13 protein-coding genes are annotated in these 19,212 nt (G+C 61.1%); 5 read left to right on the top strand and 8 right to left on the bottom strand.

All coding sequences use genetic code 11. From position 1 onward, the window contains the following. Window positions 1-38 precede the first annotated feature (38 nt). Together BLP23_RS28105 and BLP23_RS34765 are read right to left on the bottom strand one after the other, a co-directional pair. Window positions 39-1,730 (bottom strand): putative bifunctional diguanylate cyclase/phosphodiesterase, encoded by a 1,692-nt coding sequence (locus tag BLP23_RS28105; RefSeq protein WP_092588018.1) that lies wholly within the window; start codon window positions 1,728-1,730, stop codon window positions 39-41. 420 nt (window positions 1,731-2,150) lie between these two features. Further along, a complete protein-coding gene (locus tag BLP23_RS34765; RefSeq protein WP_233426839.1) occupies window positions 2,151-2,360 on the bottom strand; it encodes a hypothetical protein in 210 nt (69 codons plus the stop codon). Here BLP23_RS34765 and bcsN point away from each other — a divergent pair. From bcsN to BLP23_RS28080, 5 genes are read left to right on the top strand one after another with little or no spacing between them, the layout of a single operon-like run. Continuing rightward, a complete protein-coding gene (bcsN, locus tag BLP23_RS28100; protein ID WP_233426838.1) occupies window positions 2,338-3,201 on the top strand; it encodes a cellulose biosynthesis protein BcsN in 864 nt (287 codons plus the stop codon). The genes BLP23_RS34765 and bcsN overlap by 23 nt on opposite strands. Window positions 3,202-3,254: 53 nt before the next feature. After that, window positions 3,255-5,444 (top strand): UDP-forming cellulose synthase catalytic subunit, encoded by a 2,190-nt coding sequence (gene bcsA / locus BLP23_RS28095; RefSeq protein WP_092588093.1) that lies wholly within the window; start codon window positions 3,255-3,257, stop codon window positions 5,442-5,444. Continuing rightward, window positions 5,444-7,885 (top strand): cellulose biosynthesis cyclic di-GMP-binding regulatory protein BcsB, encoded by a 2,442-nt coding sequence (locus BLP23_RS28090; protein WP_092588017.1) that lies wholly within the window; start codon window positions 5,444-5,446, stop codon window positions 7,883-7,885. The genes bcsA and BLP23_RS28090 overlap by 1 nt, the downstream gene beginning before the upstream one ends. Continuing rightward, window positions 7,882-8,928: a family 8 glycosyl hydrolase gene (locus BLP23_RS28085; RefSeq protein ID WP_092588016.1), complete on the top strand. Its 1,047-nt coding sequence runs from the start codon at window positions 7,882-7,884 to the stop codon at window positions 8,926-8,928. Before BLP23_RS28090 ends, BLP23_RS28085 begins: the two co-directional genes overlap by 4 nt. Continuing rightward, on the top strand, window positions 8,925-11,192 hold the full coding sequence (locus BLP23_RS28080) for a cellulose synthase (RefSeq protein WP_092588015.1): 2,268 nt from the start codon (window positions 8,925-8,927) through the stop codon (window positions 11,190-11,192). Before BLP23_RS28085 ends, BLP23_RS28080 begins: the two co-directional genes overlap by 4 nt. A 52-nt stretch (window positions 11,193-11,244) precedes the next feature. On the opposite strand, the gene BLP23_RS28075 is transcribed toward BLP23_RS28080, so the two are convergent. The 6 genes from BLP23_RS28075 to BLP23_RS28050 all read right to left on the bottom strand — a co-directional run bounded on the left by BLP23_RS28075 (window position 11,245) and on the right by BLP23_RS28050 (window position 18,832). Beyond that, window positions 11,245-12,339: a GGDEF domain-containing protein gene (locus tag BLP23_RS28075; RefSeq protein WP_092588014.1), complete on the bottom strand. Its 1,095-nt coding sequence runs from the start codon at window positions 12,337-12,339 to the stop codon at window positions 11,245-11,247. A 289-nt stretch (window positions 12,340-12,628) separates the two neighbouring features. Further along, entirely contained in the window at window positions 12,629-14,374 is a 1,746-nt protein-coding gene (locus BLP23_RS28070) for an acetyl/propionyl/methylcrotonyl-CoA carboxylase subunit alpha (protein ID WP_092588013.1), read from the bottom strand. 9 nt (window positions 14,375-14,383) lie between these two features. Next, window positions 14,384-16,009: a 5-oxoprolinase subunit B/C family protein gene (locus tag BLP23_RS28065; protein ID WP_092588012.1), complete on the bottom strand. Its 1,626-nt coding sequence runs from the start codon at window positions 16,007-16,009 to the stop codon at window positions 14,384-14,386. 7 nt (window positions 16,010-16,016) lie between these two features. Further along, on the bottom strand, window positions 16,017-16,823 hold the full coding sequence (locus BLP23_RS28060) for a putative hydro-lyase (RefSeq protein WP_092588011.1): 807 nt from the start codon (window positions 16,821-16,823) through the stop codon (window positions 16,017-16,019). Window positions 16,824-16,844: 21 nt separating this feature from the next. Further along, entirely contained in the window at window positions 16,845-17,609 is a 765-nt protein-coding gene (locus BLP23_RS28055; RefSeq protein ID WP_092588010.1) for a LamB/YcsF family protein, read from the bottom strand. An 11-nt stretch (window positions 17,610-17,620) separates the two neighbouring features. After that, window positions 17,621-18,832 (bottom strand): NRAMP family divalent metal transporter, encoded by a 1,212-nt coding sequence (locus BLP23_RS28050; protein WP_092588092.1) that lies wholly within the window; start codon window positions 18,830-18,832, stop codon window positions 17,621-17,623. Window positions 18,833-19,212 lie beyond the last annotated feature (380 nt).

Genomic DNA, 19,212 nt, shown 5'->3' with positions numbered 1-19,212 from the left:
TCAACCGACACCTCCTCGGCGAATTGCCGCTTCACTTTTCAGGATTTGACCTGATCATTATCGGGTCCCGTGTCAGCGTGCTTGCGAATAAATTCATCAACCATGTCGGCCCCCAAAGGAGGGCTCAGGAAATAGCCTTGCAACCGGTCACATCCCTCTGCCTGCAGCCAGGCGGCCTGTTCGGCCGTCTCGACGCCTTCGGCAGTCACGCGCATGCCAAGCCCATGGGCCATCGCGATGACGAAGCGCACGATGGTCTGGCTCTTCTGATCATCAGGCAGGTCGTTGATAAAGTACTTGTCTATCTTGATGTTATCGAAGGGGAAGTTCTTCAGATAACTCAAAGAGGAATACTCGGTCCCGAAGTCATCGAGGGAAATCTGGATGCCAAGCACGTTGAGCGTGTTCAGGGTATCAAGATTGTTGATCGTGCGCTCCAGCAGCACGGTTTCGGTGATCTCGAGCTCCAAGCGCTCCGAGGGCAGTCCAACGACGTCGAGGGTTTGGGACACTCGGTCGGTCAGACCTGGGGTTAAAAATTCGGCGGGAGATAGGTTTACCGCAAGAGTATAGTGGGCCGGCCAGGTCAAAGCCTCCCGGCACGCCTCTTCCAGTACCCATTGACCTATTTCGCTCATAAGGCCGTCTGATTCCGCCATCGGGATAAAAGCGATCGGTGAGATCACTCCGAGGATCGGGTGGCGCCAGCGCAGCAGTGCTTCGAAGCCGGCTATCGCCAACGACCGATCGACCAGCGGCTGATATTCGATAAAGAATTCACGGTGTTGCAGCGCGACCCGAAGGCTCCGTCTCAACACTTCTCGCTGTTCCAGCACCTGCAGCATGCTCGGATTAAAGGTCCGCGCGCGCCGGCGTCCGTCCTTCTTGGCGGCATAAAGGGCAACATCGGCAGCCTTCATCAACTGCTCGCTCTCATTGCCGTCGCGAGGTGCAATTGCAACGCCGATACTGGCACCGACAAATACGGTAATTCCGTCCACCGTGAAGGGCTTGCGAAATTCGCTGATCAGCGATTCTGCTAGTCTTTCGGCTTCATCCGGCTGCTCGCGGGCGATCTGTATGACGGCGAACTCGTCGCCTGCAAGGCGGTAGGCGGTCTCGTCTTTACCAAGCGCCTTTCGAATCCTCTCGGCCGCAAGTTTTAGGACGATATCCCCGGCTCCATGGCCCAGCGTATCGTTGACGGGTTTGAAATCGTCCAGATCGATCTGCATCAGTGCAAGGCCCGCCTTTGCATGAACTGGGAGAATATTTCCCAGTTTGTCGCTGAATTGGCGGCGATTGGGAAGCCCGGTCAAAACGTCATGGGTCGCCTGGTGAAGGAGTAACGCCCGGTCCAGCTCTTGCGCTCTTGCGGTCTCATTATTGTCAGCGCCGCCAAATTCGACGATCGCAAGGCCGGCCCTGGCCTGGAACAATAGCAGATTGCGCCGGTCGGATTCGCTCGCCCCGAGACGAATGGTCCGCGGTTTGCCGCTATTGACGACGAGCTGAACGAGGGCAGCGAGATCGGGATTTGCCAGGTCGGGGTATACATTCCCCAAAATTATGGGCGCCTCGTCAGAAAGGTTCAGGCGCTCCTTGAGCATTTCAGACCAGTCGATAAGCCTGAGATCGTGATCCCACAGCGAAAACAGCCCCTCGGCGCGGCTGCCGAATTCGGACTTCTGCGGAGCCGGCTCAGGCCAATTCGCACGATTTTCCGGCATGGGGTCACCCTCCTTAACCCGCCTCGCTTTACGTGGTCCGTTATCGATACATCCTGCCGAACCGACACCTGTTCCGTATCAGAACTAGAGCGAGCCTCGTTGCAGTCAACGCAGAGCTCTACCAGAACGCGCTATCTTGCGGCCGTGTGACGACCGGGTTTTCGACCGTATATGACAGAAAGCTTATCTAAATAATAACAAACCAACTTTGGACCGTAGCGGCGCGGGGCGGCGAAAATGCTGAGATCTTCGCGGTCAGTCCTGAGGATCAATCTCACCGGGCGGCGCAAAACAGGCGCGCCGCACCATGAGAAGACGCAAAGGCGTTTATGGAACTTGCTGTGTCATTGCGGCCGGCTGACTGTCGCAAGGGTGCCCGATTTTAACGTTCGATTAACCGTATCCGCCGTTTATTCCTCGTTAACGGCCGGGCGGTCGTTGATTCGAACATCCATTGCGCGCAGTGCCGATGGATATCTGGAAAGACGATTTTGCGGCGGCACCTAAAATGCGCTTGCTGGGGTTGATATCGGTGGTCACCGCGGCCTTGTTGGCTGGCTGTGCGTCGACGAGCGGCAGCGTCAGGCAGCCCTCGGCGCCCGAGACGGTGGCCAGTGAAAAGGCACTCATTCTTCCGCCCCCCGGTGGCCCGGCCATCGTAAGTGTCGTCGAAACCAGGCGCGGCAATGGCGTGGAGCAGATGCTTTCGCTCTATACGTCCTCTTCCGTGCGGGGGCAGAATTTCCTGAAAGTGCAATTCTATGGGGCAAGTGGGTCCAATCCGGGGGCGGGAGGCGCCGCCTACAAGATGATCAGCGAAAGGGGAATTTCTCGCGAAGCATTCGCGGCTGCGCCGGGTGTTGCGATGGCGAGGAACAACACCTTCTTGCAAAACAGCTATGGGCCGTTCGCCTATGCCTCGGGTCGCAGCAGCGCCGGCGATACCTGCCTTTATGGCTGGCAGCAGATCCGATCGAGCCAGGCGGCACATACGCAAGCGCGCAATTTCGGTATGATCCAGGTGCGGCTTCGCCTTTGCGACGCGCGCGCCAGCGAGCGTCAGCTCTTAAGCGTCATGTATGGCTATACGGTCACCGGCACGCTCAATGGCGAGATATGGAATCCTTACGGCGAGGTAAAAGGCGCCGATGAAGTTCTCGGCCGCGCCGGCAGCCCTGTTTACCCGGACGACGGCGGCCACCGCGCTGGCGCCATTGAGATCGGCTACGAACCGGCCCCGGCGGCCCTCCGCCGTCAGCCACGTCAGGTCAAGGCGCCGGCAATAGCGCCTGTGCCCGCGCCGATTGGGGTGCGCGTACCGCTGCCGGACCCAGCGATCGAAACGCCAGGGGCCAATACCGATCCGATGCCCGCTCCGGGCCCCGTTCAACAAGCGGCGAAGGCAGGCATCACCGTGCCTTCCCCCGACTGCATAGGCGATGCGGCCATGACGGCCGCGTGCCGAAGATAGGAAACGCATAGCCCGGCGCCGCAATGCCCGGCCATGCTTTTGAAGGGACGTCGATGCATAAGGCTCGAAGCATCTTCACCTGGGCGATCGTTTCGCTCTGCGTCTTCGTATTGATCACGTTGCCGGTGAACCTGCAGACTCAGCTTATTGCCAGTATCACCGTCGTCACGATCATGGCGATAATCAAGATCTTGAAGGGGGAGGGCACATGGCGCCTGATCGCGCTTGCCTTCGGCACTGCCGTCGTTCTGCGCTATGCCTATTGGCGCACGACGAATACGCTGCCACCCATCAATCAGCTCGAAAACTTCATTCCCGGGCTGCTGCTCTATCTTGCCGAAATGTACAGCATCGCCATGCTGGCGCTCAGCCTCTTCATCGTCGCGACTCCACTTCCGCCGCGCCGGTCGCGCCCTGTCAAGGAAGGGCGGTTTCCGCATGTCGACGTCTTCGTGCCTACCTATAACGAAGACGCCCATCTCCTCGGCAATACGCTCGCTGCCGCAAAAGCAATGGATTATCCGGCCGATAAACTGCATGTCTGGCTCCTGGATGATGGCGGCACGCTGCAAAAACGCAACTCCAACAAGTTGCTCGAAGCCCAGGCCGCCATTGCGCGGCACAATGAACTGAGGCAGCTCTGCGAGGCACTCAGCGTCAATTACCTGACGCGCGAGCGCAATGAACATGCCAAGGCGGGCAATCTCAACAACGGCATGCAGCATTCGACGGGCGAGCTCATCGCTGTCTTCGACGCTGACCACGCGCCCGCCCGGGACTTCCTGCGCGAGACGGTCGGCTATTTCGACGACGACCCGAAGCTCTTCCTCGTGCAAACGCCGCACTTCTTCATCAATCCGGATCCGTTGGAGCGCAATTTGCGCACTTTCGACAGGATGCCGAGTGAAAATGAGATGTTTTACGGCATCATCCAGCGGGGTCTCGATAAATGGAACGCTGCCTTCTTCTGTGGCTCGGCCGCAGTTCTCAGCCGTCGCGCCCTGCAATCCACCAATGGCTTTAGCGGCATCAGCATCACTGAAGACTGTGAGACCGCATTGGCGTTGCATGGCGCGGGCTGGAACAGCATTTATGTCGACAAGCCGCTGATCGCCGGTCTGCAGCCCGCCACCTTCGCAAGTTTCATCGGCCAACGCAGCCGCTGGGCGCAAGGCATGATGCAGATCCTGCGCTTTCGGTTTCCGCTCTTAAAGCGCGGCCTGTCGATTCCCCAGCGCCTTTGTTACATGTCCTCGACGCTGTTCTGGCTCTTCCCGTTCCCGCGGACGATCTTCCTGTTCGCGCCGCTCTTCTATCTGTTCTTCGACCTTGAAATATTCACAGCCTCCGGCGGCGAGTTTCTGGCCTATACGCTTGCCTATATGCTCGTGAACCTGATGATGCAGAACTATCTTTATGGTTCGTTCCGCTGGCCGTGGATTTCGGAACTTTACGAGTATGTGCAGACAGTCCACCTCTTACCTGCCGTCATTTCCGTCATGATCAATCCACGAAAACCAACCTTCAAGGTCACGGCAAAGGACGAATCGATTTCGGTCAGCCGCCTTTCGGAAATCAGCAGGCCCTTTTTCGTTATATTTGCCGTGCAGCTCATTGCGCTCGCCATCACGATCTATCGCATCTATGCCGAGCCCTACAAGGCGGATGTCACGCTCGTTGTCGGCGGGTGGAACCTTATCAATCTCATCATGGCAGGCTGCGCGCTTGGCGTGGTGTCGGAGCGCGGCGAGCGTGCCGCTTCGCGGCGTGTGCGAGTCAATCGGCGCTGCGAATTCGGCGTCAACGGCAAATGGCATACCGCCTCGATCGAGGACGTCTCGGTTCACGGAGCGCGTCTCCATGTCTTCAACAAGCAGCTCGACCCCATGACGATCGGCGCCGAAGGCGAAATCCGCTTCCGCCCTTACAGCGGTGCTGACCTCGAAACTCTGCCGCTCGTCGTTCGCAACATGGAACAGGACGGCGATATCATGGCTGTCGGCTGCCAGTATATCCCGAAGAGCGCGCTTGATCATCGCCTGATCGCCGATTTGATCTTTGCCAATTCCGATCAATGGGCGCAGTTTCAGGAATCGCGCCGCCGTAATCCGGGCCTCATCCGCGGTACCATCTGGTTCCTTGGCCTATCGCTGTATCAGACAAGCCGCGGGCTCATTTATTTCTTCCGCAGCATGCGGCCGGAGCGCGAAGCGCAGCAGCAGATGGCAAAGGCGAACGGCTGATGAGGACGGGTCTTGCCGCTGCACTGTTTCTCATCAGCACCTCGCCGCTCACCTGGGCTCAGACTGCACAGGCGCCTGCGCCCTTTGACATGTCGCCTGAGCGCCCGGCCGGTCTTCATCCCATGGTGCCGCGCCTGACATTGCCTGCTCCGACGGTGACACCGCCTGTTACGGTTCCAGCCGCACCGTCCATCCCTGCCGCTCCGCCGATACCTTCCCCATCTTTTCGCGGCTCTGCAAATTCCGCTCGGCCGCAAGCCGCCCAGTTTGCCGGCACCCCGGCGGGGACGGCCGGCGGCATGCGCCGCTACGTCGTTCCCTTCGACAAATTCGGTCTGGAGGGCGAATTCGACCGAAAGTCGTGGAGCGTCTACCTCACTCCAGAACAGGCAGGCGCGCCGGCAAAATTCAATTTCGCCTACCAGAATTCCATCGTCGTTGCGCCGGAATCCTCGCAGATCACCGTGCTCATCAACAACCGTCCGATCGGTCAAAAGCAGATCGGCTCACCCGACGCACCCTCCCAAGTCAGCTTCGATGTTCCGCGTGGTCTGTTACAGCCCGGCGCAAATCTTTTGACCTTCGAGGCAAGCCAGCGCCACCGCACGGATTGCACGATCCAGTCGACTTATGAGCTCTGGTCCAATATCGATCCTGCGCAGACCCATCTGAGCTTCGAAGGGCAAGACGCTGCAAAGCTGTCAAGCACGGATGCCATCCGTGCGGTCGGCGTCGACGGATCCGGTAGAACGGAATTCGACCTCCTCGTTCCAGCCCTTGAGCAGCCTGGCACGACGAAGCCGCTGCTTCGCCTCGCACAGGGGCTCTCCGTGCTGAGTGGTATGCCGAACCAATCCATCTCCTTCAGCGTCGACACGCTGCCGGCAGCCGGTCCCGGCAAGCTTACCGTTCTCGTCGGCACGACTTCCGAGCTGCAGCCCTATTTTCCAGACCTGCCACCGGCGGCTCAGTCCGCAGCTCTTGCGACATTCGTCACCGACCCGCGTACTGGCTCGCCCGTGCTCCTGATTAGTGGCCCTTCGTGGCAGGCAATCTCCTCGGCCATCGATACCATCGTCTCCCCGACTGATCGTGCCCCGGGCATCAGGCGCGATGCGCTGACCACCGAGCGCTGGAGCGCGCCCAACGCACCGTTGATACTCCAGGACACGCAGCTTACATTTGCCGATCTGGGCGTGAAGACGACAGAGTTTTCCGGTCGGCGTTTTCGGACGAACTTCAATGTCGCGGTTCCTTCCGACTTCTATGCGAATGCCTATGGGGAAGCGACGGTTCTGCTGGACGCAGCCTATACCGGCAGCGTCCTTCCCGGCAGCCATATCGACATCTATGTCAACGGCAATATCGCCTCGACGATGCCGATTACCGGGACCGGCGGCGGCATCCTCCGTCACCTGCCGATCCGCGTGGCCATGCGCCACTTCAAGCCGGGCCTCAATTCACTCAGTCTTGAAGCAATCCTCACGACGAGCGATGACAAGATATGTGTGCCCGGTGCGACCGCCTCGACCACGGCGCGCTTTGCCTTGTTCGATACGACTGAGTTCCGCATGCCGGATTTCGCCCGCGTCGGGCAGCGTCCCAATCTTGCCGCCATGGCCGGTACCGCCTATCCCTATGGACGGCTTGCCGGTCCGATGCCGCTCTTTATAGACCGCATCGATGCCGACACGCTTTCTGCCGCGGCCACGCTGCTTGGTCAGATGGCGGTTGTTTCCGGTCGCCCGATGAACATCGAGCCGACGGCTTCGCCAGGCACGATCGGTGATCAGGAGGCCGTATTCATCGGTTCCATCTCGCAATTACCGGCGGCGGTCTTGTCCCAACTGAATATCTCCACGGCAAGCCAGGCCACTTGGCGCCCGGTGCCGGATAAGCAGGTGGTCCAGCCAGACACCAATTCCGCTTTCGACCAATGGCGCTCGAAGGTGAGCAGCGGCGCGTGGCGCGGTCAGGTCACGGCGTTCCAGGAGTGGTTGCGCGAGAACTTCGACATCTCGCTGAGTTCGCTGCAATTTGTACCGAGAGCAGAAGCCGTTTTCACTCCCTCCAATGTGGCGAGCCTGATGATTGCGCAAGGCGCCAGCCCGACCGGCGACGGGACCTGGACAGTCGTAACGGCCCCCTCGGCAAGAGACCTGCGCGAGGGTATCGATGCTGTGACGGAGCAGCGCAACTGGCCGCAAATTTCCGGACACATCACCACCTATTCGGGCAAGACCGGTGAGATCGAAACCGTGCCGGTCTCGCGTTTCGACTTCGTGCCCTCGCAGCCTTGGTCGCTTGCGAATTTCAGGTTGATCGCCGCAAATTGGCTCTCCACCAATATCCTCTCCTATGCCTTTCTGCTTGTCGTTCTTTCGATTCTCCTCGGCATGGCGACGTCGGGCATGCTGAGCAGACTGGGCAGGGGCAAATGAAGAGGATCGTGGCAACGGTGCTGGCTGGTGCACTCGCTTTTGCGATTGCTGTCGAACCCCTTCAGGCCCAACAGGTGCTCGTCGATCCAAAGGCATGGTCCGCCTACAAGGTGCAGTTTCTCGATCCGAGCGGCCGTGTCGTCGACAACGGCAACGGCAACATCAGCCACAGCGAGGGCCAGGGTTACGGTCTGTTGCTTGCCTATCTCGCCAACAGCCCCGCCGATTTCGAGCAGATATGGTATTTCACCCGCACTGAGCTTCTGCTGCGCGATGATGGGCTTGCTGTATGGAAATGGGACCCTTTGGCCAAACCGCATGTGACGGACACCAACAACGCCTCGGACGGCGACATGCTGATTGCCTATGCGCTTGCGCTCGCTGGCACCTCCTGGAACAGGAGCGATTATATTGAGGCCGCTGCCAGAATGGCCCAGGCGCTCCTTTCCGAAGCAGTGGTGGAGGCCGGTGGCCGTACGCTGCTGTTGCCCGGCGTCGAAGGTTTTACACCACCCGGCCGCAGGGATGGGCCGGTGGTCAACCCCTCCTACTGGATCTTCGAGGCGATCCCGGTGATGGCGCTGCTTGCGCCGTCGGACCGATGGCAGAAGCTGTCCGATGACGGCCTTGCACTCGTGAAATCCCTGCAATTCGGCCCGCGCAAACTACCTGCTGAATGGGTAAGCCTTGCCCGCCGGCCCGCACCAGCCGAAGGTTTTGATGCGGAATTCGCCTACAACGCTGTTCGCATCCCGCTATATCTCGCAAGGGCAGGGATTACCGACAAGGTCCTGCTTTCCAGGCTGCAACATGGAATGACCGCAGATGGTGCTCCGGCGACAATCGATCTTGCCACGGGTAGCGTGAAGACGGTGCTTGCCGACCCGGGTTATCGAATTGTTAACGATGTTGTGGCCTGTGTGGTCAACGGCAAGAGATTGCCTCCGACTGCCCGGCAGTTTTCGCCTGCGCTCTATTATCCGTCCACGCTGCAGTTGCTCGGGCTGGCCCTTGTCGTGAAGAAACATCCGGAGTGTCTGTGAAGTCGTCCCTCATCGCATTATCGGCTGCAGCGGTGGTGGCCATCGTAATAACCGGGGTGAAGGACCGTGCCGCGCTGGTGGAGAAATTCGGCATCGGACGCTCGAACCTTCACACGGACCGTCAGATGCAACCGGACACGCCCAGCAGCCCGCCGATCGACGTCCAGGCGGTCGCCGACCGTCTTCAGGAGGCGGCACCGGTGCTGACGGCTCAGGCGCCTCAACCTCAGCAGGCGCCCGTCCCCCCGGCTCAGCCGCAGCCTGCCGATAAGGGGCAGCCGGCCGATCAGCCGACAGCGCCGCAACCGGCAGCTGAGCCGAAGGTCGACGAAAGCGCGCTGCGGTATTTTGCAAGCCGCGGCGACAAGGTCCGCCTGCAGGCCGAAATCTCCCGTCTTCAAGCGCTTTATCCGAACTGGGTGCCGCCCGCCGATCCGCTGGCTGTGCCGCAAAGCGGCGATAAGCAGCTCGAAACCATGTGGCAGCTTTATGCGGAGGGGCGCTATGCAGAGCTTCGCAAAGCTATCGCCGACCGCCGGACGGCTGATACCGGCTGGCAGCCGCCCGCTGACCTGCTCGATCGCCTGGATGTCGCGGAAGCCCGGGCGCGGCTTGTGAATGCGTCCGACCTCAAACAGTACGCGACAGTTATCGAGATCGGCGCTGCGACCCCGAGCCTTCTGGCCTGCAGCGATATCGATGTCTTGTGGCGCGTCGCCGAAGCCTTCGTCCATACAGGGAAAGAACCGCGCAGCGTAGATGCCTACAGCTACATCCTGAAGAACTGCACGAACCCGCAGGAACGCCTTGCGAGCGTCCAGAAGGCTTCGGCGTTGCTGCCCTATCAGGCCATGCAGCGGCTGCTTGCCCTTGAGCAGCCCGCCGTGAGCGGCGCGCGCGAGTTCGATGGCATCCGTGACGAGCTCGCTCGCCGCTTCGTCGCTGACGGCAACGCCGATCCGAAGCTTGATGTCGCGGCAGACTATGTATCGCGTGTTGCGCGTCTCGCGGAAACTCAAGGGCTCGCTTCTGATGCGCTCTTGCTCGGCTGGTATCAGCTTCGACGCGAGAACGCGCCGGAGGCGGAGACGTGGTTTCGCGCAGCCCGTGCCAAGGAGGATTCGGCATCCGCCTCACAGGGCCTGGCACTGGCGCTTGTCGCCCGCAAGGCGCCTCAAGAGGCCGAGGATGTGATGTACAGGTGGCGCAGCGATTCCAAGGATGCCACCGATACCTATCTTGCCGCTGCTGCCAATCTGATGGCTTTGCAGCCGCCCGCCAATATAAGCGAAGACGTACTTGGTCGCATGGCAAAGGAGGTCATTGCGCAGAAATACGTGCCGGCCGCGCAGCAGTTCGGCTGGTATGCGCGCGCGCTCAATCAACCGCAGACTGCAGCGCGCTGGTTTGAAACGGCACTTCGTTGGAAACCGGACGACGAACCTTCCGCCTATGGTCTTGCCATCACCCGTGAGCAATTGAACGATCGCAGGGGAGTCGCGGAGGTCCAGCGGCTGTGGGCGGGCCGCTCTCAGCGTATCGCCACGCTTGACGAGACATCGCCCTCGGCGTCCTCCGTCGGGGCATCGCTTCAACCGCCCGCCCGGCTTCCACAAAGCGTTGCGCGTGCGGCTGTGCCAACTCAACCGGCTTACGGAGGAGGCGCAGCCGAGCCTCCGGGCTTGGCCGTGCGAACCGAAGCAATGGAGACAGTGACTGTGCAGCGAGGCACCCGCAAGCCGCGCGGCTGCTCGACCACGAAGGATGCGAGCCTCCTCAGCCCCGACGCCGCGCTCAGCCGCGGCTGGTGCCTGATGGATCTCAATCGTCCGATGGAAGCTGTTGCCGCTTTCGAAAGAGCCTTGAAGGGGTCTGCGCGGCAGACGCGCGAAGACGCCGCCTATGGACAGAGTCTCGCCTATCTGCGCGCCGGCCTGTCCAATAATGCAGCCGTTGCGGCAACGCGTGCGCCTCAGAGCCGTGAGCGCGCAGCCGAACTCCAGGTTTCAATCCTTGCTGACAGGGCACTTGCCGCTTATGGAGCCAAGCGGTATCGCGAGACGCTGATCTACCTCGATCAGCGAGCGCAGATCAAACGCGAGACGATCGATCTCATGGTGTTGCGCGGCTATTGCTATCTGAATCTCGAAATGTTTGGCGATGCCGCACGGATATTCAACGCGGCCGCCGCCACTGGCAGTAAGGATGCCAACAGAGGGCTTGCCGACCTGAAGCGAGCCACGCGCCCAGAGACGTCGGGCTGATACCGCTTTTGCACGCAGCGCCGCTGTCGGCGTCCCGGCAGAACCATCGTCCTCACGCAGCTCTTGCGAGTTCGACGCGGTTTCGGCCAGCCGTCTTGGCGCGATAGAGCGCTCTGTCTGCGGCCTCGATTGTTGCACGAATATTGGTACCGCTGGAATCGACAACCGCGACGCCGATGCTGACAGTAACCTTGATTGCGGTAACACCGACGACCAAATCTTCTGACTCGATTGCATGGCGGATCTTCTCGGCAACGGTTGAGGCGTCGCCCTCTTCGGTATTTGGAAGCAGAATGATGATCTCTTCGCCCCCGTAGCGAGCCGCGACATCGGTCTTGCGCACGGCCCGGCGAATGATGTCGGCGACCCGTGAAAGCACGGTGTCGCCCACATTGTGTCCCCAGGTATCGTTGATCTTTTTGAAGTGGTCGACGTCGAGCATAACGATCGAGAAAGGCCGCCCGCGATTGCTCGCCTCCTCGGCGCAGCGGTCGGCGGCCCGCTGGAAGACGCGGCGATTAGGCAGCTTCGTCAAAGGGTCGACGCTCGCCTCATTCTCAAGCACCCGCACCATCCGGACCCGCTGCTTTTCGCGCTCAAGCAGATCGGCAAGGAGGAGGACGCCGAGGATGTTGGCAAGCATGACGGGAGCCGCAGCGCTCAGAAGCAGGTCCCAGGCGACCTCCGGAGGCAGAAAGACAAGGACGATGAATGAAGAAATCGTTGCAAGACCGAGCAACAGCGACCTCAGCCAGCCGGTGCCGACTCGGTGACGGGGTATGAACGTGCTGGCGTAGCCGCAGAGCGCCACAAGGATGACGCTCACCGCGCCGCCCATCGCGCCGACGCCGCCAAGAACCAAACGGTGCGTCCCCATCATTGCTGCGGCAATGATGGTGCCAATCGCTCCCGTGTAGAGGGGGGAGAGAATGAGAAGTATGGACCGGGCGTCATAGATGAGCCCCGGTCTCATCACGATCGGATCGTTCATGGAAAGAATGCCGCCGAGGCCAAACAAAAGGCCTGCCGCAACGCCCCTCATCAATCTTTGGCTGATGGTGCGAATGACCCAAGCATAGCCATAAACGACTAGGACGGCCAACGCCAGGACACGTATGTAAGCGGCGACGATTTCGCTGATTTCCATGCTTCTTCGTTAAATGTCCGATGATATCGGTACGTGATTTCAAATGATCATCGATAGATGGCAGCCGTCGCGCACAAGACAAGGGCACCGCGCTGTCGAACGTGCCACAGGCGCGCTTTGGACTCCGGTCGCGCCGGCGCAGGCGGAGAGGCCGCCACCCGGCTAGTATGCTGATCCGCTCCGGCATGGCAGGGGTAGCCAGTCACATACTGGGTGCGCTTAAGCCTTGCTGTTCCTGCCTTTGGACAACCATCCGATCGGCCACCCGATATCGGCTCAATTCGCGGGCCTATCTGACAGACGGTGGGATCTCGAAGCGGGCGATCTCGGCACCGGCTTGCAGATAGGCGCCGGCTTGGGCCTTGATCCGGATCTTGCCGGCCCGCAATGCCGTCACCCTGGTTTCCATCTTCATCGCTTCGATCACCGCAATCAGGTCACCTGCCGCCACTTCCGCGCCATCCTCGACCTTGAAGGCCTGCAGCGTACCTGAGATCGGCGTAGTCACGCTCAAGGTGTCTTCCGCCCTCGCAGCAGTCACCGGCCCGGTGCCCTGGCCGGCAAGCCCGCCGAGACCGGCCAGCAGTGCGACCGGAATGCCGATCTCATGGCGCCTGCCGTCGATTTCCATATGGGTGCGGATTACCGAGGGATCGGCAACCGGCTCTGGCCGGGCTTCTGCTTCAAGACGATTGGCAAAATCGGTCTCGATCCAGCGCGTATGCACCTTGAAGCCGTTTTCGCCCGTAAAAGCCTTCGTCTCGATCGCGGCGCGATGGAAGGGCAGAACTGTCGCGATGCCGTCGATCCTGAATTCTCTGAGCGCGCGGCGGGCGCGTCTTAGCGCCTCATCGCGAGTGGCGCCGGTGACGATCAGTTTCGCCATGAGCGAATCGAAGGTGCCAGGCACCGTCGAGCCGGAGACGACGCCGCTGTCAACACGGATGCCAGGCCCGGCGGGAGGGTCGAAGACAGTGATTGTACCCGGGGTTGGCAGGAAGCCTCGGCCTGGATCCTCGGCATTGATGCGGAACTCGATCGAATGGCCACGCGGGACAGGCGTCTCGGTGACCCGCAGCGGCAGGCCGTCGGCGATACGGAACTGTTCGATGACGAGGTCGATGCCGGTGGTCTCCTCGGTTACCGGATGCTCGACCTGCAGGCGGGTGTTCACTTCAAGGAAGGAGATCGTGCCGTCGCCGCCGAGCAGGAATTCGACCGTACCCGCGCCAGAATAGCCGGCGGCAGCGCAGATCTTCCTCGCAGCATCGTGGATCGATTGGCGTTGGGTGTCGCTGAGGAAAGGGGCGGGGGCCTCCTCGACCAGCTTCTGATTGCGCCGCTGCAAAGAGCAATCACGGGTGCCAAGCACCAGCACATTGCCGTGTTTGTCGGCCAACACCTGCGCTTCGACGTGGCGCGGGCGGTCGAGGAAGCGCTCGAGGAAACACTCGCCACGGCCGAAGGCGGCCTTGGCCTCGCGCACTGCAGATTCATAAAGCTCTGCTACTTCCTCCATCCTCCAAGCGACCTTCAGGCCTCGGCCGCCGCCGCCGTGGGCAGCCTTGATGGCAACAGGCAACCCATGCGCTTCGGCAAAGGCGATCACCTCGGCTGCCGTCTTGACCGGGCCGTCGCTACCGGCGACCAGCGGCGCGCCGACGACGGTCGCGATCCGCCGCGCCTCGACTTTGTCGCCCAATGCCTCAATGACATGCGGATCGGGCCCGATCCAGGTGAGGCCAGCATCGATCACCGCACGGGCGAATTCGGCCCGTTCGGACAAAAACCCATAGCCCGGATGCACTGCATCTGCCCCGGAGCGCTTGGCAATGGTGATCAATTTGTCGATGTCGAGGTAGGTCTCGTCCGGACGGGCGCCGACGAGCCCATAGGCCTCGTCGGCCAGCTTGACGAAGAGCGCCTCCATGTCTGGATTGGCATAGACAGCGACAGATTGCAGGCCGTGATCGCGACAAGCCCGGATGATGCGCACGGCGATCTCGCCGCGATTGGCGATCAGGACTTTCTTCATGATGTCTCCTCACTTGATTTTAGTCGTCGCCGATCGCGAGCCTGCGGGCTGAATATCGGCGAAAGCCGTCACGGGCCGGAACCGAATTTTGGCATAGACGGGGATCTGTCCGGCGAGATCGAGATGGTATTCGGCGACCGTGCCGATGACCGGATAGCCGCCAGTCAGCGGATGGTCGGCGAGGAAGAGGACCGGCTGGCCGCTGTGCGGCACCTGGATTGCGCCGGTCGCCGTACCCTCGCTCGGCAATTCCGCCTTGTCCTTGCGCTCCAACGGGACATCGCCGCAAAGGCGGATGCCGACGCGGTTGGACTGCGGTGTCACCTGCCAGAGTTGGCCGGAGAGGGTGGCGATCCCAGCCTCGGTGAACCAGTCGCTGCGCGGCCCCATGATCACGTCGAGCGTGATGGTTTCGTCCGCTGCCGGATGGTCGAAGGCTTGCGCTTCATGAAGCGAAACGCTGGTCAGGACCGAGCTATCGTTGTTGATGGCCAGCACTGCGCCTGCGGCGACAGGATCGGGACCGACAACGGCCAGCGTATCGGTCGAAGCGCTGCCGAGTATCGGCCTAACGGCAAATCCGCCGCGGACGGCGAGATAGCTGCGCGTGCCTCTCGGTGCATGGCCGAGCGTCACGACATCGCCCGGTTCAAGCGAGATTGGCTGATAGGTCCGGGCGCTAATCGTGCGGTCAGCTGCGTCGCGGATGGCGATCGGGCAGGGCGCGCCGGTGAGCGCCATGACGGTGCGGCCAGAAACCTCGAAGGAAAAACCGCCAAGCGTGATTTCGAGGCAGGGCATGCCGGCCGGATTGCCGACCACGCGATTGGCCGCCTTGAGGGCACCCTGGTCAAGCGCCCCGGAAGATGAGACCCCCTGGCCGGTCTTGCCGAAGCGGCCGAGGTCCTGGAACAGTGCCGGCATCGGGGCGGCACGAACCTTGAGCGTAAGGCTGTCCGACGCGACGACTGGTGGGCGGGCGACCAGGGTCTTGGTGATGGTCCTGGTCGTTGAGACTGCTTTCTTTTTGAGTTCGAAGAAGTGCACTCGGTAGCCCGGCTGAAGAAGTGCTGGCGGATCGCGCGATAGGTCCCACATCTTTTCCGGCGTCGTGCCGAGGATTTGCCAGCCGCCGGGGCTCGCCTGCGGATAGACACCGCTGAAGGCGCCGGCCAAAGCGACCGAGCCGGCCGGGATCCTGGTGCGCGGGCTCTGGCGGCGCGGCACCTGTAGTGCCGGATCGCCGCCGGTGAGATAGCCGAAGCCGGGCGCAAAGCCGCAAAATGCGACGGTGAATTCGCTTTGGGTATGGCGGCGGATGACGTCCTCGATCGACAAGCCCGTAAGGTCCGCGACATCTGCCAAGTCCTCGCCATCGTAGCAAACGGGGATTTCGACGAGCTTGTCGGAGGGTGCCGCGCGCATCGACAGATCGCGTGTCGCGATCTCGCCGGCCAGCTTTTCCGGCGTCAGCTTTTCCGGCCGCAAGCGGATCATCAGCGTGCGGGCCGCAGGCACCATGTCCTCGATACCTTCCAAAGGATCAGCGTTGAGCGAGGCAAACAGCGCCAGCGTCTCGTCGAGATCGGCGAGTTCGACAAGCATGGTTGTCAGGCTGACAGGCAGGAAACGCATGGGAACCTCAAGCGTGATAGGCGGAATCGGGGATGTCGGTGATGAACATGTGTCCTGGCGCATGGGTGATCGCAAAGGGGACACGGGAGGCCATCACCGCCGCCTGCGGGGTGACGCCGCAGGCCCAGAAGACCGGGACCTCGCCCGGCTCGATGCGCACCGGATCGCCAAATTCGGGCGTGGCGAGATCCTTGATTCCGATCGCTTCCGGCGTGCCGACATGCACGGGTGCGCCATGCACTGCCGGGAAGCGTCCCGAGATGGTCGCGGCGTCTGCCACGCGCGACGCTTGGATCGGCCGCATGGAAACGACCATGTTCCCATGCAGGCGGCCGGCCGGCCGGCAGGGCATGTTGGTCAGATACATCGGCACATTGGACTTGTCCGTGATGTGGCGGATCTCGATCCCGGCCTCCGCCATCGGTGTCTCGAAGGTGAAGCTGCAGCCGATCAGGAAGCTGACGAGGTCGGGATATTCGGCCCAGGCCGCCGTCGCATCCGCTGTCTCTTCGGCGAGTTTTCCATCTAGCCAGATGCGATAGAGCGGCAGATCGGTGCGAAGGTCGGCACCGGATGCAAGCAGGGTCGCATGCGAACCCGGATCGGAGACGTCGAGCAACGGGCAAGCCTTTGGATTGCGCTGCGCATAGAGCAGGAAATCGAAGGCCCAGTCGCGCGGCAGCACGATCATATTGGCCTGGGTGAAGCCCGGCGCGACGCCCGAAGTCGGCTCGATACTGCCTGCCCGATAGCGTTCGCGGGCCTTTTGAGCCGGCCCAGCATTGATATGGCGAAGATGTTCGATGGCGATCATTGCATGTCTCGCGCAGGTCGGTCAGGCGGACAGGAAGGAGCGGACGGCAATCCCGTCGACTTCGAAGACGTGGCGGATCTCCTTGGCGATGGAGACAGCGCTGGGGCTGTCGCCATGCACGCAGATCGACTGGGCGTCGATCTTGATGGTTGAGCCGTCGATCGCTTCGAGCGTACCTTCATGGGCAAGCTGCAGCATGCGGCGAGCGATCAGCTGGGGATCGTGCAGGACGGCACCCGGTTCACGGCGTGAGACGAGGTCGCCATCGGGCGTATAGGCCCGGTCGGCAAAGGCTTCCGCCACGGCCTTCAAGCCGCAGTCGCGGGCGAGCTTGAGAATTGGCGTATTTGCAAGGCCCATCAGCACCAAGGAGGGATCCACCGCCTTGATGGCGTCGATCACAGCCTGGCCTTGCTTCGGGTCGCGAGCGATGCGGTTGTAGAGAGCGCCGTGCGGCTTGACGTAACCGACGGTGACACCCGCTGCCGCTGCAATGCCCTTCAGTGCGCCGATCTGATAGATGACGTCGGCGGTCAGTTCGTCGCTTGCGACATCCATGTCGCGCCGGCCGAAGCCGACGCGATCAGGATAGGAGACATGCGCGCCGATCAAAACGCCCTTTTCAGCTGCGGCCCTGACGGTTCTTAGAATACCGAGCGGGTCGCCGGCATGAAAGCCGCAGGCGACATTGGCGCTGGAGACGAGGGCGAGCATCGCGGCGTCGTCGCCCATGCCCCATGCGCCATAGCTTTCGCCGAGATCGCTGTTCAGATCGATGGCAGTCATATCAGGTCTCCTTAAGCGGTCAGAAGCGCGAAGATCGGGCCGATTGACTTGTAGCCCATGTACCAGGTGAGTATGCAAGCCAGCACGCCGAGCACCAGCAGCCAGCGCGGATAGCGATAACCACCCATCAGGTCAGAGCGAGCCCAGGCAGCATAGATGAAAATCGACAGGCCGATCGGCAGAATGAGACCGTTCAGGCCGCCGACGAAGACCAGCATCTGAGCCGGCGGGGTGGTGATAATCACATAGAAGAACAGCGATACCGCGATGAAGATCACGGTCGCGATATTGCGGGCTCTCTCACTAAGGTCCCGCTTGAAGATCGTGAGGAAGGAAACCGACGTATAGGCAGCGCCGATAACCGAGGTGATGGCGGCAGCCCACAGGATAATGCCGAAGATGCGCATGCCCACATCGCCGGCGGCGGCCTCAAAGGCTTGGGCGGCCGGATTGGCACCCTTGCCTGAGACATCGATGACGACACCGCTGGCCACTACGCCGAGCACAGCGAGAAAGAGGACGTAGCGCATGACGCCGGTGACGGCGATGCCGGTGAGCGCTGCGCGGTTGACGGCGCCGAGGTTTTCGATGCCGACCGTGCCCTTGTCGAGGAGGCGATGGGCTCCGGAATAGGTGATGTAGCCACCGACCGTGCCACCGACGATGGTGGTGATCGTGGCGAAATCGACGGTTGCCGGCAAAAAGGTCTGGAATAGTGCTTCGCCAACCGGAGGGGCCGATACGATGGCCACATAGAGCGTCAATGCGATCATCAGGATACCGGCGAAGATGATGAAGCGGTCGACGGCCATGCCGGCGCGCTTCGATAAAAAGATGCCGATCGAAAGAACCGCGCTGATTGCGCCGCCAATTTTCGGATCAAGCCCGATCATCGCATTGATACCAAGACCCGTGCCCCCGATATTTCCAATATTGAAGAATAATCCGCCGACGATCACCAGAACAGCAAGCAGATAGCCAGCGCCCGGGATTGCCGCATTGGCGAGATCGGAGGCACGCATGCGCGTAAGTGTCACGATTCGCCAGATGTTCAGCTGCACGACGAAATCAATGACAATCGAGGAGAGGATGGCAAAAGCGAAGGCCGCGCCGAGTTTGGTGGTAAACGTTGCCGTCTGGGTGATGAATCCCGGGCCAATGGCCGAGGTAGCCATCAGGAAGACCGCAGCCGTTAGTGCTGCGCGCCGCGACTTGAGCGACATGCCAGACGATGCGGCCGATGCGCCCTTTGTGGATGAAATAGATAGCTGTTCCATAAACCCTCTCCTTATGCGGCCCTCCCGCAGTTCCTCGGGCGGGCCATGTGAGTTTTGACACGAGCCAGCGTCGTCGGGTTTCTTTAAGATGTCAAGATTGTTCAACGATATTAACTTATCGTTCTACTATACTGCTGAAGTGTTGAGCAATCTGAGCATTTAATGAGCGATGGCCAGTCCCCAGACCCAATTTTGCAACGCCTGCCTGCGCGCTTGTCACTTTTCGTGCCAATAAGGAAAATGTCTGACTGGCCGCGATCGACGTTTGTCGGGTGGCCCGATTGGCCGTGTCGTTTACCCCATTGTTCCCATTGAGCGAGAACCGC

It is taken from the genome of Rhizobium mongolense subsp. loessense (assembly GCF_900099775.1).
Taxonomy (GTDB): Bacteria; Pseudomonadota; Alphaproteobacteria; order Rhizobiales; family Rhizobiaceae; genus Rhizobium; species Rhizobium loessense.
The sequence above is the reverse complement of the archived record's forward strand: the minus strand, read 5'-3'. Positions and strand labels throughout refer to the sequence as shown.